The organism is Actinomadura opuntiae (assembly GCF_030283205.1).
Classification (GTDB): Bacteria; Actinomycetota; Actinomycetes; order Streptosporangiales; family Streptosporangiaceae; genus Spirillospora.
The window spans coordinates 101,582-116,152 of the sequence record NZ_JASNWF010000012.1; the positions used below are offsets into that span (position 1 = coordinate 101,582).

At 73.4% G+C, this 14,571-nt stretch carries 15 protein-coding genes; 10 read left to right on the forward strand and 5 right to left on the reverse strand.

Annotated features, from left to right (window positions below):
• Nucleotides 1–19: 19 nt before the first annotated feature.
• Complete coding sequence (locus QP089_RS25830; protein ID WP_285914678.1) at nucleotides 20–829, forward strand: LOG family protein; 810 nt, start codon at nucleotides 20–22, stop codon at nucleotides 827–829.
• Between the two features lie 75 nt (nucleotides 830–904).
• Here the strand turns inward: QP089_RS25830 and QP089_RS25835 are convergent, their stop codons facing one another.
• Nucleotides 905–1,666, reverse strand: a complete 762-nt coding sequence (locus QP089_RS25835; RefSeq protein ID WP_285914680.1) for an SDR family NAD(P)-dependent oxidoreductase — start codon at nucleotides 1,664–1,666, stop codon at nucleotides 905–907.
• A 23-nt stretch (nucleotides 1,667–1,689) separates the two neighbouring features.
• On the opposite strand from QP089_RS25835, the gene QP089_RS25840 reads away from it, so the two are divergent.
• The 6 genes from QP089_RS25840 to QP089_RS25865 all read left to right on the forward strand — a co-directional run bounded on the left by QP089_RS25840 (nucleotide 1,690) and on the right by QP089_RS25865 (nucleotide 8,034).
• Nucleotides 1,690–1,851 carry a hypothetical protein gene (locus QP089_RS25840; protein WP_285914681.1) on the forward strand — a complete coding sequence of 54 codons (162 nt, stop codon included), beginning with the start codon at nucleotides 1,690–1,692 and terminating at the stop codon, nucleotides 1,849–1,851.
• Between the two features lie 348 nt (nucleotides 1,852–2,199).
• Complete coding sequence (locus QP089_RS25845) at nucleotides 2,200–3,432, forward strand: DegT/DnrJ/EryC1/StrS family aminotransferase (RefSeq protein ID WP_285914682.1); 1,233 nt, start codon at nucleotides 2,200–2,202, stop codon at nucleotides 3,430–3,432.
• A gap of 72 nt (nucleotides 3,433–3,504) precedes the next feature.
• Nucleotides 3,505–4,509 (forward strand): NAD-dependent epimerase/dehydratase family protein, encoded by a 1,005-nt coding sequence (locus tag QP089_RS25850; protein WP_285914684.1) that lies wholly within the window; start codon nucleotides 3,505–3,507, stop codon nucleotides 4,507–4,509.
• Between the two features lie 225 nt (nucleotides 4,510–4,734).
• Nucleotides 4,735–5,961 (forward strand): MFS transporter, encoded by a 1,227-nt coding sequence (locus tag QP089_RS25855; RefSeq protein ID WP_285914685.1) that lies wholly within the window; start codon nucleotides 4,735–4,737, stop codon nucleotides 5,959–5,961.
• Between the two features lie 40 nt (nucleotides 5,962–6,001).
• Complete coding sequence (locus QP089_RS25860) at nucleotides 6,002–6,592, forward strand: LOG family protein (RefSeq protein ID WP_285914686.1); 591 nt, start codon at nucleotides 6,002–6,004, stop codon at nucleotides 6,590–6,592.
• A gap of 125 nt (nucleotides 6,593–6,717) precedes the next feature.
• Entirely contained in the window at nucleotides 6,718–8,034 is a 1,317-nt protein-coding gene (locus QP089_RS25865) for an alkaline phosphatase PhoX (RefSeq protein WP_285914687.1), read from the forward strand.
• 36 nt (nucleotides 8,035–8,070) lie between these two features.
• On the opposite strand, the gene QP089_RS25870 is transcribed toward QP089_RS25865, so the two are convergent.
• A complete protein-coding gene (locus QP089_RS25870; protein WP_285914688.1) occupies nucleotides 8,071–8,418 on the reverse strand; it encodes a hypothetical protein in 348 nt (115 codons plus the stop codon).
• Nucleotides 8,419–8,472: 54 nt separating this feature from the next.
• On the opposite strand from QP089_RS25870, the gene QP089_RS25875 reads away from it, so the two are divergent.
• From QP089_RS25875 to QP089_RS25885, 3 genes are read left to right on the forward strand one after another with little or no spacing between them, the layout of a single operon-like run.
• Nucleotides 8,473–8,937: a hypothetical protein gene (locus tag QP089_RS25875; protein WP_285914690.1), complete on the forward strand. Its 465-nt coding sequence runs from the start codon at nucleotides 8,473–8,475 to the stop codon at nucleotides 8,935–8,937.
• Nucleotides 8,922–9,368: an SRPBCC family protein gene (locus tag QP089_RS25880; protein ID WP_285914693.1), complete on the forward strand. Its 447-nt coding sequence runs from the start codon at nucleotides 8,922–8,924 to the stop codon at nucleotides 9,366–9,368. The genes QP089_RS25875 and QP089_RS25880 overlap by 16 nt, the downstream gene beginning before the upstream one ends.
• Nucleotides 9,369–9,423: 55 nt before the next feature.
• A complete protein-coding gene (locus QP089_RS25885; RefSeq protein WP_285914694.1) occupies nucleotides 9,424–10,005 on the forward strand; it encodes a DNA-3-methyladenine glycosylase I in 582 nt (193 codons plus the stop codon).
• Here QP089_RS25885 and QP089_RS25890 read toward each other — a convergent pair whose 3' ends face one another.
• The 3 genes from QP089_RS25890 to QP089_RS25900 form a co-directional block, all read right to left on the reverse strand.
• Nucleotides 10,006–12,585 (reverse strand): FtsX-like permease family protein, encoded by a 2,580-nt coding sequence (locus QP089_RS25890; RefSeq protein WP_285914696.1) that lies wholly within the window; start codon nucleotides 12,583–12,585, stop codon nucleotides 10,006–10,008.
• A 5-nt stretch (nucleotides 12,586–12,590) separates the two neighbouring features.
• Nucleotides 12,591–13,355 (reverse strand): ABC transporter ATP-binding protein, encoded by a 765-nt coding sequence (locus tag QP089_RS25895; protein WP_285914698.1) that lies wholly within the window; start codon nucleotides 13,353–13,355, stop codon nucleotides 12,591–12,593.
• 94 nt (nucleotides 13,356–13,449) lie between these two features.
• A complete protein-coding gene (locus QP089_RS25900) occupies nucleotides 13,450–14,235 on the reverse strand; it encodes an enoyl-CoA hydratase-related protein (RefSeq protein WP_285914700.1) in 786 nt (261 codons plus the stop codon).
• Between the last annotated feature and the right edge of the window lie 336 nt (nucleotides 14,236–14,571).

The window sequence follows — 14,571 nt, forward strand, 5'->3', positions numbered from 1 at the left end:
GCCGCACTACCGTGGCCCCATGACACGCGAAGTGAATCCCCGGACGCGCCGGCAGCAGGGGCCGGCCACACTGCGCGGGCGCGCCGTCCCGCAGACCACCACGGACCAGCGGCTGCTGGACAGCCGCGGCCCGGCCGACTGGGTGCACGCCGACCCCTGGCGGGTGCTGCGGATCCAGGCCGAGTTCGTCGAGGGGTTCGGGCTGCTGGCGGAGCTGCCGAAGGCGGTCAGCGTCTTCGGCAGCGCCCGCACCAAGCCGGGGTCGCAAGAGTACGAGATGGCCGTGGACATCGGCGCCCGGCTGCACGACGCCGGCTACGCGGTGATCACCGGCGGCGGCCCGGGGATCATGGAGGCGGCCAACAAGGGCTGCGACGAGAACGGCGGGCTGTCGGTCGGCCTCGGCATCGAGCTGCCGTTCGAGCAGCGGCTGAACGACCACATCGACATCGGGCTGGAGTTCCGCTACTTCTTCGTCCGCAAGACGATGTTCGTGAAGTACTCGCAGGCGTTCGTGGTGCTGCCCGGCGGGTTCGGCACGCTGGACGAGCTGTTCGAGGCGGTCACCCTCGTCCAGACCAAGAAGATCACCCGGTTCCCGATCGTGCTGGTCGGCACCGAGTTCTGGGGCGGCCTGATCGACTGGGTGCGCGCGACGATGCTGCCGTCCGGCAAGATCTCCGCCGAGGACATGGACCTGATCCACGTCACCGACGACCCCGACGAGGTCGTCAAGGTCATCGTGGACGCGCACATCGAGCAGGAGCGCCGCCTGCAGGAGCAGGCCGCCGTCGAGGTCGCCGCCGAACAGGGCGTCGACGGCACCTGACCCCCTCGCGCCGTCGTCGCGGGTGCCGCCCGGGGCATCCGCACGGCGGCGGACGCCGCCGAATAAGCGGCACCGCTAGAGGAACGCCGTCCCGCCGTTGACGGTCAGGGTCTGGCCGGTGATGAACGCGGCGCGGTCGGAGGCCAGGAAGGCGACGGCCTCGGCGACGTCGACGGGGACGCCGAGGCGCCCGAGCGGCACCCGGCCGACGTACTCCTCGCGGGCGCCGGGCCCGATGGAGCTGTGCCGGTCGGTCGGGATCCAGCCGGGCGCGACCGAGTTGACCGTGATGCCGTACGGGCCGAACTCGCGGGCCCAGCTGCGGGTCAGCCCGAGCTGGGCGGACTTGGCGGCGACGTAGGCGCTGGAGTGCGCCGGGCCGAGCGCGACCACGTCGGAGCCGATCTGCACGATGCGGCCGAACCGGCGCTCCCGCATGCCCGGCAGGGCCCTGCGGACGAGCAGCAGCGGGCTCTTGACGAAGAATTCCAGTTGATCGAGGACATCGCGCCAGGACAGTTCCTCGACGGGCAGGTCGGGCTGCGGGCCGGTGGCGTTCAGCACCAGAATGTCGAGGCCTCCGAAGGCCGCCACGACGCGGTCGTGCAATTCATCGGCCTCGGCCTCGTCGGTGATGTCGGCGCGGAAGAGTTCGGCGCGCCCGCCCGCTTCGGTTATTCGCGCGCGCAGCGCTTCGGCGGCGCCGTGGTCGCGCAGATAATTGATCGCGACGCGGGCGCCGTCGCGGGCCAGCGCGGCCGAGATCGCGCCGCCCAGGCCGCGCGACGCACCGGTCACCAGGGCCGTCCGCCGGCCGGCGGAGGGTGCCTCCCGCATCCGTCCACCCTCCATGTGGTGCTGTGATCAAGGCTCTCACCGGCCACGATGCCGATCGGCGGCCGGAACGGCGCGCCCGCGCGGCGCACCTGTCGATCACCGTACCCGCGGGCGCGGCGGCCATGCCGCCGCGCCGCTCGCCCGGCCTTTTCCCTCTTGGTCCGGCCGCGCGCGACATCGGGTGATATTTCCCTTGGACCGTCGAATGCAATATCAAGGCTTTACCTAACGCACGGTTTTGCCGCCACCCGGCGGCGGCGGGTTACCATCTTCTTCCCTGACGTCGATACCGCTCGGGATCTGAACTCAATTACCATCGGAGCACGGGCCGCACCGATGAGCTTTCCCGGTAGGCCGCGCCCCGTCATACCTTCAAACGAGATTTACCATCGCCGGTCGATGCCGCCGTGTTCCGCGGGTCGCCGGGCTCCGGCGACGCATCGGGTGCGGACCCGCGCGGTCCCGCACGGACCGCGCGCCGGCCACACCGATGCCGATCACGAATGCCGATCACGGACCAAGGGAGGACTGGCATGACGTACGTGGTGCCCTACAGCGGTATCTCGAACCGGCTGGGCGAGGAGGAGATCAAGGCCGTCGGCGAGGCGCTGCGGCAGGACACGCTCGCGATGGGTCCGCGCGGCAAGGAGTTCGAGCGGCTGCTCGCCGAGCGGCTGGGCTCGCCGCACGCGCAGGCGACCAGCTCCTGCACGACCGCGCTGTTCCTGGCCGCCCAGGTGCTCGAGCTGCAGCCGGGCGACGAGGTGATCACGACCCCGCAGACGTTCTGGGTGACGACCTGGCCGCTGCAGGCCCGCGGCTGCGTCGTCAAGTTCGCCGACGTCGACCCCGACACGCTCAACATCGACCCGACGACCATCGAGCCGCTCATCACCGAGCGGACCAAGTCGATCTGGGTCGTGCACTTCGGCGGCCAGGCCGTCGACATGGACCCGGTCATGGAGATCGCGCGGCGGCATGGCCTCACCGTCGTCGAGGACTGCGCGCACGCCGCCGGCGCCACCTACAAGGGCCGCGCGCTCGGCACCATCGGCACCATCGGCTGCTTCAGCTTCCACTCGCTGAAAAACATGACCACCGGCGAGGGCGGCGCGTTCGTCACCCGCGACGACCGCTACGCCGAGATGGCGCGCGCCCTCGGCACGATCCACAACTACGGCGAGATGGTCGAGCGCGACGACCGGCGCATCGGCCCGCACGCCCAGCCCGCCTACTACAAGGACGCGCACGTCCTGCGGTCCTACACCCACGACTACGCCGGCGGCCGCTACCTCGTCGGCAACAACTTCCGGATGAGCGAGCTGTCCGCCGCGCTCGGCATCGTCCAGCTCGGCAAGCTCGACCGGCTCAACGGACGCCGCCGGGAGATCGCGCACCGGCTCGATGACGGGCTCAACGGGATCCGGGGCATCGGCGTCCAGTCCGAGAAGCCCTACGCCCACCACGTCTACCACCTCTACACGTGCTTCTACGACCCCGAGGTCGTCGGCGCCCCGAAGGACGACTTCATCCGCCATCTGCAGGAAAAGGAGGGAATCGAGATCGTCATCCGGTACTTCCCGATCCACCTGCTCCCGGAGTTCCGGGCGCTCGGACACCGCTACGGGGAGTGCCCGGTCGCCGAGAAGACCTACTTCGAGCACCAGATCCAGCTGCCCATCTACGACCACCTCACCGACGCGCAGGTGGAGCACATGATCGCCGCGGTGCGCCGCGGCGTCGCCGAACTCGGCGGGGGCCGCTGACCCGGCCCCGCGCGTCCGCAACCAACCCCCTCGTGCGCCCGGCAGGGAGCACTTGACGTCTGGAGCCTCACCATGGGCAAGGCATCGAACGGTTCACGCCCCCAGAGGAAGGTCGTCGCCGTCACCGGCGGCTCCGGCTTCGTCGGGAGCAATCTCGTGGCACGGCTGGTCGACGACGGACACGAGGTCGTCGTCGTCGACCTGGCCCAGCCGGCACCGGAGCTGGGCGCCCTGCCGGGCGTCCAGCACCGGCGCGCGGACCTGCGCGACTACGGCGAGACGCTGCTCGCGCTGCGCGGCGTCGACGTCGTCTACCACCTGGCGGGCAACGCCAGCGGCACCCTGTCCGTCCAGAACCCGAGGTTCGACTTCCAGGTCAACGGCCTCGGCACCTGCAACGTCGGCAACGCCTGCGTGGAGAACCAGGTCGGCCGGCTGGTGTACATGTCCTCGGCGATCGTCTACGGCACGCCGCAGACGTTCCCGATGACCGAGGAGCACCCGATCGCCCCGTTCCTGCCGTACGGGGCGTCCAAGCTGTCCGGCGAGCTGACGCTGCGCAGCCTGCACGACGCGCTCGGGCTGCAGGTGATGATCGCGCGGTCGTTCGTGGTGTACGGGCCCGGCGAGGACCCGCGCACCGCCGGCGGGGAGGTGTCGCAGTTCCTGCGCTGGCAGCTGAACGAGCTGCCGATCCCCGTCGTCGGCGACATCGACCGCAAGACCCGCGACTTCGTGCACGTCGCGGACGTGTGCTCGGCGCTGATCACCATCGCCGACAACGGGGAGCCGGGGGAGGTCTACAACATGGGCAGCGGGCGCGAGGTGTCCATGCGGGCCCTCGCCGACGCCGTCGCGGTCGCCACCGGCAAGCCGTCGCGGCTGAAGCCGGACGAGTCGGAGCTGGCCGACAGCTTCCGGCTGGTGGCCGACATCTCCAAGCTGCGCGGCATCGGGTACGAGCCGAAGATCACGCTGGCGGCGGGCCTGAGGTCGCTCGCCGAGCATCTCGGCCCGTTCCCCGAGCTGCCCAGCGTGACCGTCGCCTTCAGTCGCGAGCCCGCGCTGAAGGCGTGACCGCCGCCCGGCGGCCGCGCCGCGCCCCGGCCGGTCCGGTCGTGTCGGCCGGTCCGCTGTAGGAACGTTCCAAGACAGTCACTCCCGATGGCCCGCGCGAGCGTGCCCGGCACCGTGCCGGGGCGCCGATCGCGCGGGCCCTCGGTTCCCGCCCGCGCCCGCCGGCCCCGAGCGGCGGCCCTGCGGCGGGCGGAGCACCGCACCCACACCCCAGGGGAGTCGAGCATGCCCAGAAGCAGGACACGAGGGCCCCGCGCGGGCACCGACGACGCCGGCGCCGGCCCCCCGGCGCCGCCGGCGGCCGGCCGCGGCCGGGCCGCGCGGCTCGCCGTCGGCACGATCTTCTTCGCCAACGGAGCCGCGTTCTCCACCTGGGCCGCCCGGGTGCCCGACGTCCGGGACGCCCTGGAGCTGTCCCCCGGCCAGCTGTCGATCGCGCTGACCGGCCTCGCCGCCGGCGCCTTAGCGGGACTGCCGCTGGCCGGCCTGCTGGTCGCCCGGCTCGGCAGCCGCCGCATCCTGGCCGGCGCCGGCATCTACCTCGGCGCGCTGCCGCTGGTCGCGCTGGCCCCGCGGCTGAGCTGGCTGACCGGGGCGCTCACCGCGTTCTCCGTCGCCAACAGCGTCGTGGACGTCGCCATGAACACCCAGGGCGCCCTCGCCGAGCGGCTCAGCGCCCGCCCGCTGATGGGCGGCTTCCACGCCATGTTCAGCCTCGGCGGCGTCACCGGCGCTGCGGCCGGCGGCTTCGCGGCGCACGCCGGGCTCAACCCCGAGACGCACTTCCTGCTGGTCGCCGTGCTGCTGTCCACGCTGTGCGCGGTCGCCACCGCGTTCCTGCCGCCCGACCCGCCGAACGCGGGCGGGCCCGGGCCGTCGCTGGCCCGCCCCGGCCGCGGCGTGTGGACGCCCGGCCTGGTGGCGTTCTGCGCCCTGATGGGGGAGGGGACGGTGAACGACTGGGGGTCGGTGTACCTGCGCGACGTCACCGGCGCGCCGCCCTGGCTGGCCGCCGCCGGGTTCGCGGTGTTCTCCGCCGGGATGGTGGTCGGGCGGCTCGCCGCCGACCGGATCCGCGCCCGCACCGGCTCGCACCGGTTCCTGTTCGGCTGCGCGACGCTCGCCGCGTCCGGCGCCGTGGTCGCGCTCGCGCTGCCGTTCACCTGGACGAGCCTGGCCGGCTACGCGCTGATCGGGCTCGGGCTGGCCGCCGTCGTCCCGGTCACCTTCAGCCACGTGGCGCGGCGCGCGCCCGGCGCGCCCGGGCCCGCGATCGCCGCCGCGTCCACCATCGGCTACGTCGGGTTCCTGGCCGGGCCGCCGATCATCGGCGCGCTCACCGGGACCGCCGGGCTGCACGCGGTGATGGTGGTCTTCCTCGCCCTGATGGTCGTGGTGGTGGCGCTGGCGCCGCGGCTGCGCGAGGACTTCGCGCCGGAGCGGCTCTCCTAGAGTGGGCACCGCCCGTCCCCGACCGTGAAAGGCGTGCGCCATGCCCCTGGCCGTCTGCGTGTTCTGCTCCTCCAGTACCAAGATCGACCGGCGCTACGTCGACCTCGCCGCCGAGGTCGGGGACGAGCTGGCCCGCCGCGGGCACAGCCTGGTCAGCGGCGGCGGACGGGTCTCGTGCATGGGCGCCGTCGCCCGCGCCGCCCGGGCCGGCGGCGCCCGCACCGTCGGGGTGATCCCCGAGGGGCTGGTCGACCTCGAGGTCTCCGACGACGACAGCGACGAGCTGGTCGTCACGCACGACATGCGCAGCCGCAAGGGGGAGATGGACCGGCGCAGCGACGCGTTCCTGATCCTGCCGGGCGGCATCGGCACGCTGGAGGAGCTGTTCGAGATCTGGACGGCCCGGACGCTCGGCATGCACGACAAGGCGGTGGTGGTCCTCGACCCGACCGGCGTGTACGAGCCGCTCCGCGAGCTGATGAAGGGGCTCACCGAGCAGGGCTTCGCCCGTCCGAAGATCTGGGACGCGATCGGCTGGACGGCGTCGGTGCCCGAGGCGTTCGATCTGCTGGAACGGTCCCAGCCGCGGATCGGGATGAGCGTCGAGGACTACGCGGAGGCCGAGCTGTGAGCCCCGCGGGGCCCCGAGCCCAAGATTGTCCTGGGGGTTTGCCGTTCGGCAGATGATCGTTCACCTCCGGTTCAGCGCCGGCCGCGACGCTCCTGCGTGATCCCCTCATGCTGAAGGAGACCACCATGTCCGTGACCCGTCGCGGTGTCATGAAGGGCGGCGCGGCCGGCGCGCTGTCCATCGCCCTTGCCGGGAGCCTCGACTCCGTCTTCCAGACGTCCGCGGGCGCCGATACCGGCGAGGCCTACGGCTACGGCCCGCTGATCCCCGATCCCAAGGGCGTGCTGGACCTGCCCGCGGGCTTCTCCTACAAGACCCTGTCGACCGAGGGCGACCCGATCTCCGACGGCGTCGTCGTCCCGGGGCACCACGACGGCACGGCCACCGTCCCCGGCGGCAAGCCGGGCAACACGCGGCTCGTCCGCAACCACGAGCAGAGCAACAACGGCACCCGCGCCGTGGCGCCCGCCGCGCTCACCTACGACCCGGCGGCCAACGGCGGCACGACCACGCTGGAGGTCGACAAGGACGGCGACCTGCTGTCGCAGTACGTGAGCCTGGCCGGGACGTCCACGAACTGCGCCGGCGGACGCACCCCGTGGGGCACCTGGCTGACCTGCGAGGAGACCGAGGGGTTCACCGGTCAGACCAAGAGCCACGGCTGGGTCTTCGAGGTCGACCCGCATGGCAAGCGCACCAAGCCCGTCCCGCTGACGGGGCTCGGCCGCTTCGCCCATGAGGCCGTCGCCGTCGACCCCGACACCCTCACCGCCTACCTCACCGAGGACGCGCACGGCCCGTTCGGCCTGTTCTACCGGTTCCGCCCGCGCGCGCACCGCGGCGACTACCACGCCTACCTTCAGGGCGGACGGCTCGAGGCGATGAACGTCCGGGGCGTCCCGGACCTGTCGGTCGTCCAGGAGCCGGGCACCAAGCTGCACTGCCGCTGGGTGGCCGTGCCGGACCCGTCGGCGAAGACCGAGTCGACCCGCATGCAGTTCGACTCCATCACCCGCAGCCAGAAGCTCGAAGGCGCCTGGTGGGGCCACGGCAAGGCGTACTTCGTCTGCTCCTACTCCCACAAGGCCGACGGCGGCGCCGCCGACCACGCCGGGCAGGTGTGGACCTACGACCCGCGCAAGAACGAGATCGAGCTGCAGCTGGTGTTCAAGCCGGGCGGCAAGTTCGACGGCCCTGACAACATCACCGTCTCCCCGTACGGCGGCGGCGTGATGCTGGCCGAGGACGGCGACGGCGAGCAGCACCTCGTCGGCACCACCAAGGCCGGCAAGCCGTTCGCGATGGCCCGCAACGCCCTCAACGGCAGCGAGTTCACCGGCGTGACCTTCTCCCTGGACGGCCGCATCCTGTTCGCCAACCGGCAGGAGGGCCCCGGCGTCACCTTCGCGATCACCGGTCCCTGGTACAAGATCCGCGGCTGAGCCCGGCTCGGCGGCCGGACGGGCATCGTCGCCCGGCTATGCGAGGCCGCGGCGGGTGGCGGTTGGGGGGCGGGTGCCGCGGATGGAGGCGACCATGTCGAGGACCTGGCGGACGCCGTCCGCCTGCGGCGCGGGTACGCGGAACACGGTCGCGCCCAGCCAGGCGTAGACGGACGCGGCGGCCATCAGCCCGGGGTCGGGGTCCGCCGCGTCCGACTCCAGCGCCACCAGGACGGCGCCGGACGGCCCGGCCCGCTCCACCAGTTCGCTCACCCGCGCCGCCGGCGGCGCCGTGCCCGCGTCCACGGTCCCGTCCGGCGCCGGTTCCGGCCCGGTCAGGATCGTGCTCTCCCGCGTCCGCGCGCCGTGCTCGTGCAACCCCATGCGCCCAAGCGTGGCACGATCGGGGGTGGGGAGTCGCGAGGAGATCGGAGCGAGATGTTGGTCGTGGTCTTCGTGCTGGCGGGCCTGGCCGTGCTGGGCTCCGTCGTCGTCCTCGCGATGGGCCGGGGCGGGGAGCTGACCGAGGCGCACCCCGACCATCCGCCGCTGCCGCTCGGCGACGGCCGGCACGTCACGCCGCGGGACGTCCTCGCGCTGCGCCTGCCCCGCGCGTTCTGGGGGTACCAGGCGCCCGTGGCCGACCAGGCGTTCCGCGACCTCGCCCGTGCCCTCGCCGAGCGCGACGCCCGGGTGGCGGCGCTGGAGCGGCGGCTCGACGACCTGCGCCACGGCGCCCCGATGGCGCCCGAGCCCGAGCGCATCGGCGCGCTGCACGGCCTGAACGACCCGCATTTCCCCGAGCAGGACGCCCCGCCGATCCGGCTGCGGAAGGATCCGGAGCGGCAGAAGGCGGAGGACGAGCCCGAAACGGGCAAGGACGGGCCATGGGAAATTCCGTGAGCGAGGTCGCCGTGCACGCCGAGGCGTTCTGCGACGCCCCGCCGAAACGGCTCTTCGAGGTCCTCACCGACTGGCCGCGGCACGCCGAGTGGATGCCGTTCACCCGCGCCGAGGGCGGCCGCGAGGTCGGCGCGGAGCTGCGCGCGTGGACGGGGATCGGCCCGGCCGGCTTCCTCGACACCATGGTCGTCACCGACTGGCGGGACGGGCGCTTCGTCGCCGTCCGGCACACCGGGCGCGTGGTGCGCGGCGAGGCATGGTTCGAGGTGCTCCCGTACGGCGGGGGCTCCCGGGTGGTGTGGGCGGAACGCGTCGACCTGCCCCTCGGCGTCCTCGGCCGCGCCGGCTGGCTCGTCGCGGGCCCGGTCGTCAAGGCGTTCATGACCATCGGCCTGCGCAGGCTGGCGGCACTGGCGGCCGCCCCTTCCTGAGCCGGCGTCGTTCCGCCGGATTCGTTCTGTCGTGGGCATGCGGTAGAACGGGCCGGTGAGCACCGCGATCCGAGGCGAGGACGGGCTGGCCCGCTGCCCGTGGGGGCTGTCGGCCCCCGACTACGTCGCCTACCACGACGAGGAATGGGGCCGTCCGGTCCGCGACGACCAGGGCCTGTACGAGCGGCTGTGCCTGGAGGCGTTCCAGTCGGGGCTGTCCTGGCTGACGATCCTGCGCAAGCGCGAGGGGTTCCGCGCCGCCTTCTGCGGCTTCGACCCCGAGAAGGTCGCCGCGTTCGGGCCCGGGGACGTCGAGCGGCTGATGGCCGACGTGTCGATCGTCCGCAATCGCGCGAAGATCGACGCGGCGATCAACAACGCCCGCGCCGCGCTCGACCTGCCCGGCGGCCTGGCCGCCACCGCATGGCGCTACGCCGACCCCGACGCCCCCGCATACGCCGACATGTCCGATGTTCCGGCGTACACCGACAACTCCAAGGCCCTCGCCAAGGAGCTGAAGCGGCACGGCTTCCGCTTCGTCGGCCCCACCACCGCCTACGCCCTCATGCAGGCCTGCGGCCTCGTCGACGACCACCTGACCGGGTGCGCCTTTCGCGGCCGGGGGATGAAGCCCTGATCATTCGGCCTTGGCGGCTTCCAGGACGGGGACGGCGGCGGCGCGGCGGGCGGGGAGCGCCGAGGTCGCGAGGGTGACCGCGGCGGCGCCGGCGGCGATGAGGACGAACAGCCACCAAGGCGCGTCCGGGCGCAGGAACGAGCTGCCCGTCGCGATGTGCAGCAGGGCGACGGTGCCGACGGCCGAGCCGACCCCGAGCAGGCCGCCGAGCAGCACGACCGTGGCGGCCTCCCACCGGACGATCGCCCGGATCTGCGCCACCGTCGCGCCGACCGCGCCGAGCAGCCCGAACTCGCGGGTCCGCTCGGCCACGCTCATCGACACCGTGGTGGCCATCCCGAACAGCGACAGCAGCAGCGCCATGCCGATGAACCCGTAGATCACCCGCATCCCCTTGGTCATCGAGCTGGACGCCGTCTTCACGTAGGCGCCCTTGTCCATGACCTTGGTGCCGGGTACGTCGGCGATGGCGCGGGACAGCGCGCCGGTGGAGCCGCCGCTGACCAGGATCGCCTGGGCGGTGGCGTCCGGGTCGAGGCGGTCCATGGTGGACGGGGCGACGAGCGCGCCGTCGGCGAACAGGTGGGACGGGTCGTGGTAGGCGCCCGCGACGGTGAGCGGAGTGCGGCCCTTCGCGCCCCGGACGATGATCCGCTGGCCCTTGTGCAGGCCGTTCGCCTTCATGACCGTGGACGTGAGGCCGATCTGACCGTCGCGCAGCGGCGGGAGGTGCCCGCCGAGGCGCAGCACGGACGGCAGCGCGCCCTGATCCAGCCCCGCCACGGTGATGTAGAGCGATGTGGAGTCGTCGTCATGGTGTTTCGGCACCGGCGAGACGAGCTTGACGCTGGACGAGGTGAGCGCGGCGGCGTGCGAGACGCCGGGCACGGCGGCGGCCTTGGCGGCGAGGTCGCGGGGGAGCGGCGCCGGGCCCTCCGACGTGCGGCCGGTCGCGGCGATCGCGTGATCGGCCCGCATCACCTGCCGTCCCGCCTCGTCGAACCGGCCGTTCGCCGACATCACCACCATCGCGGTGGCGCCGACGAGCGCGACGCCGAGCATCAGCGACGAGGCGGCGGACGAGACCCGCCGCGGGCTGCGGGTGATCGTGGCGCGGGCGAGCCGTCCGGCCTCACCGCTGACGGCCATCCCGATCCGGCCGACCAGGCCGCCGAGCGGCCCGACGAAGAACGGGGCGAGCACGGCGAGGGCCGCGACGGTCGTCATGGAGCCCATCAGGATCAGCACGGACGTCCCGGCGGTGCGGTCCGGTCCGGGCGGTTCCTCGGCGCGGATCGCCCAGACGGGGCCGAAGAACGCCCACGCGAAGGCGAAGACCGCGAAGGCGCCGGCGAGGCGGGGCCAGCGGCGGCCGGCGGTGTCGGCGCTCGCCGCCCTGAGCGCCTGCATAGGGGAGATGCGCGCCGCCTTCCGGGCGGCCCGCCACGCGGCGAGCTGGGTGACGAGGATCCCGACGGCGGCGGGGACGGCGAGCGCGATCCAGCCGTACTGCGCGTCGGCGGCGCTGATGTCGAAGCCGTCCTCGGCGAACAGCCTGGTCAGCAGGCCGGAGACGGCGTATCCGAGCAGGACTCCGCCGGCCGAGGCGACGACGCCGAGCACCAGCGCCTCCAGCCGGATCAGCCGCTTGATCTGCCGCGGCGTGGCGCCGATCGCGCCGAGCAGCGCGAGCCGCCGCGTCCGCTGCCGGACGAGGGTGCCGAAGGTGTTGGACACCACGAAGAGGCCGACGAACACCGCGATGGACGAGAGCATCCCGATCGCGCCGCCGATGGAAGCCCCGGCGCCCTGAAGGTCGGCGGACTGCGCGTGCCGCACGCTGCCCGCAGTCCGGACCGTCGCGGCGGACCCGAACTCCCGCGACAGCTCGCGGCTCAGCTTCGCCGGTGCGACACCGGGCGCGGCCTTCACCCAGGCGGTCTGCCAGGTCCCGGCGGGCAGCCCGGCGGCCTGCTGGACGGTGGCGGGCGGCGCGAGCAACAGGTCGCCGCTCGCGACGGCGCTGTGCCCCTGGACGGTGACGATCCCGACGACCTTCATCGTCCGGGCCTGCTTCGGCGTCAGGACGGTCAGCGCGTCGCCGGTGCCCAGCTTCCCGGCGCGGGCGGCGTGCCGGGTGACGGCGACCTCGCCGTCGGCGGCGGGCGCGCGTCCCGACTCCAGGTGGTAGGGGTTCAGCACCGGGGCCGGCGTCCAGGGCCGCAGCAGCGTCCGCGCCCCCGCCGGCGGCATGATCGTCTTGTGGTCGGGGCCGCTCGCGGTCACCGGGACCGACGCGTCCCCGGCCGCGGCGGCGACGCCCGGACGCCCGGCGACCTTCGCCAGGGCCACCTGCCCGTCCGGCACCGCGTACGGGTCGTCGGCGTCCACCGAGCCGCCCTGGACGAGCACGTCGGCGCGGGCGTACTCGCTGGCGTCGCTGCCCGACACCGCCTCCTGCGCCCGCAGCGTGAACTGCAGCGACCCCGCGATCAGACCGATCGAGAACAGCGCCGCGAGCATCGTGGCGGCCAGCCGAAGCCAGCCCTCGGCGAACGAGCGCCGCGCGATGAGCCACACGGTGATCAGCCCTCCATCCGGCGCATCACGGCGAGCACCCGGTCGATGGTGGGCGCGCCGAGCTCGTGGACGATCACGCCGTCGGCGAGGAACAGCACCCGGTCGGCGTGCGCGGCGGCGGCCGGATCGTGCGTCACCATGATCACGGTCTGGCCGTAGGAGTCCACCGCCGAGCGCAGGAACCCCAGCACCTCCGCGCCCGAGCGCGAGTCCAGGTTCCCGGTCGGCTCGTCGGCGAACAGCACCTCGGGCCGCGTCAACAGCGCCCGCGCCACCGCGACCCGCTGCTGCTGGCCGCCCGACAGCTCGCTCGGCCGGTGGTCCAGGCGGTCGCGCAGGCCGAGCGCGTCCACGACCGTGTCGAACCACCGCCGGTCCGCGCGGCGGTTGCCGAGCCGCCCGGTCAGCCGGATGTTCTCCTCGGCCGTCAGCATCGGCAGCAGGTTGAACGACTGGAACACGAACCCGAGCCGGTCGCGGCGCAGCCGGGTCAGCCTCGTCCGCGACAGCCCGGTGATCTCCACGCCGCCGATCTCCACCGAGCCGGACGTCGCCGTGTCCAGCCCGGCCAGGCAGTGCAGGAACGTCGACTTGCCCGAGCCGGACGGCCCCATGATCGCGGTGAACTGGCCGCGGGCGAACGACGCCGAGACGCCGCGCAGCGCGGTCACCGCGCCGTCGCCCGTCCCGTACGACTTGACCAGGCCGGACGCGACGGCGACATGGTCGCGGACGGGCCCGGCGGGCGGTGCGGCGGAGCGTTGTGTCATGCCCTCGAGCCAACCGCCGAGGGCCCCGCGCCACATTGGCGCGCACTCCAGGAACGGGGGTGGGGCCACCCCCACCCCCGTCCAGGAGGAGGCCCTAGCGGCCCTCGAAGGCGGGCTGCTGCTTCTTCATGAACGCCTCGGTGGCGTTGCGGTGGTCGGCGGTCGCCGCGCACTCGTCCTGGAGCTCGGCCTCGCGCTCCAGCGCGGACGCCAGGTCGTGCGAGGCCGCGTGGTCGAGCGCCGCCTTCACCGCCGCGTACGCCACCGTCGGCCCCGCCGCCAGCCGCCGGGCCAGCTCCACCGCCGCGGGCGCCAGCTCGTCGGCCGGGATGACCCGGTTGACCAGCCCCAGCTCCAGCGCCTCCGGCGCCTTCACCGGCTCCCCGAGCAGCAGCAGCTCCGCCGCCTTGGCCCGGCCGACGAGCCGCTGCAGCGTCCACGACATGCCGCTGTCGGGCGCAAGCCCGATCCCGGTGAACGCCGTCGCGAACCGCGCCCTGTCCGAGGCGACCGCGAGGTCGCAGGCGAACGCCAGCGACGCGCCCGCGCCCGCGGCGACCCCGTTCACCGCCGCGACCACCGGCTTCGCCATCCCCGCGAGCGCCAGCACGATCGGGTTGTAGTGCTCGGTGACCGTGCCGTCGAGCCCCCGGCCGGCCGCCAGGTTGTCGCCGTGCTCGCGCAGGTCCTGCCCGGCGCAGAAGGCCCGGCCGGCCCCGGTGAGGATCACCGCGCGGGCCGAGGCGTCCGCCGCCGCCCGCCGCACCGTCTCCAGCAGCGCGCCCTTCATCTCCGCCGTCAGCGAGTTCATCGCGTCCGGGCGGTTCAGTGTGATTGTTCCCACACCCTCGGTCACGTCGTACAGCACGGTCGCAGACATGCGGTGCCCTCCCAGTCGACGGTAGATCTTCCCCGGCCACCATCGACGAACCGGGACGCGGCGGGCAAGGGCCGTACCGGTCCCGTGAAGCGGCGGTGACCGTCCGGTCCCGCACCGGGCTCCCCTTCCGCCTCGCTTCCGCGCACCCGTCCGGCACCGGCCGAACAGCGCCGCGGAGCCGCCGCCGCCTGCCGTCCTCCGATCTGGAGGCTGATCGTTACCACTTCGCGCCCAGGAGACGAGATAATGGACCACTACTGATGACGCGGATGCGACAGGCGGCCACGCGGCCAACGGTGCCCGGAGGCTCCAAACGGCCCCAAGCGGGGCCTTTAG

Bases quoted from the DNA above. Each gene is read 5' to 3' on its own strand.
- QP089_RS25895 (WP_285914698.1), bottom strand. From the start codon at position 13,355: ATGACACAACGCTCCGCCGCACCGCCCGCCGGGCCCGTCCGCGACCAT.
- QP089_RS25845 (WP_285914682.1), top strand. From the start codon at position 2,200: ATGACGTACGTGGTGCCCTACAGCGGTATCTCGAACCGGCTGGGCGAG.
- QP089_RS25835 (WP_285914680.1), bottom strand. From the start codon at position 1,666: ATGCGGGAGGCACCCTCCGCCGGCCGGCGGACGGCCCTGGTGACCGGT.
- QP089_RS25870 (WP_285914688.1), bottom strand. From the start codon at position 8,418: ATGGGGTTGCACGAGCACGGCGCGCGGACGCGGGAGAGCACGATCCTG.
- QP089_RS25830 (WP_285914678.1), top strand. From the start codon at position 20: ATGACACGCGAAGTGAATCCCCGGACGCGCCGGCAGCAGGGGCCGGCC.
- QP089_RS25865 (WP_285914687.1), top strand. From the start codon at position 6,718: ATGTCCGTGACCCGTCGCGGTGTCATGAAGGGCGGCGCGGCCGGCGCG.
- QP089_RS25860 (WP_285914686.1), top strand. From the start codon at position 6,002: ATGCCCCTGGCCGTCTGCGTGTTCTGCTCCTCCAGTACCAAGATCGAC.
- QP089_RS25875 (WP_285914690.1), top strand. From the start codon at position 8,473: ATGTTGGTCGTGGTCTTCGTGCTGGCGGGCCTGGCCGTGCTGGGCTCC.
- QP089_RS25900 (WP_285914700.1), bottom strand. From the start codon at position 14,235: ATGTCTGCGACCGTGCTGTACGACGTGACCGAGGGTGTGGGAACAATC.
- QP089_RS25850 (WP_285914684.1), top strand. From the start codon at position 3,505: ATGGGCAAGGCATCGAACGGTTCACGCCCCCAGAGGAAGGTCGTCGCC.
- QP089_RS25880 (WP_285914693.1), top strand. From the start codon at position 8,922: ATGGGAAATTCCGTGAGCGAGGTCGCCGTGCACGCCGAGGCGTTCTGC.
- QP089_RS25855 (WP_285914685.1), top strand. From the start codon at position 4,735: ATGCCCAGAAGCAGGACACGAGGGCCCCGCGCGGGCACCGACGACGCC.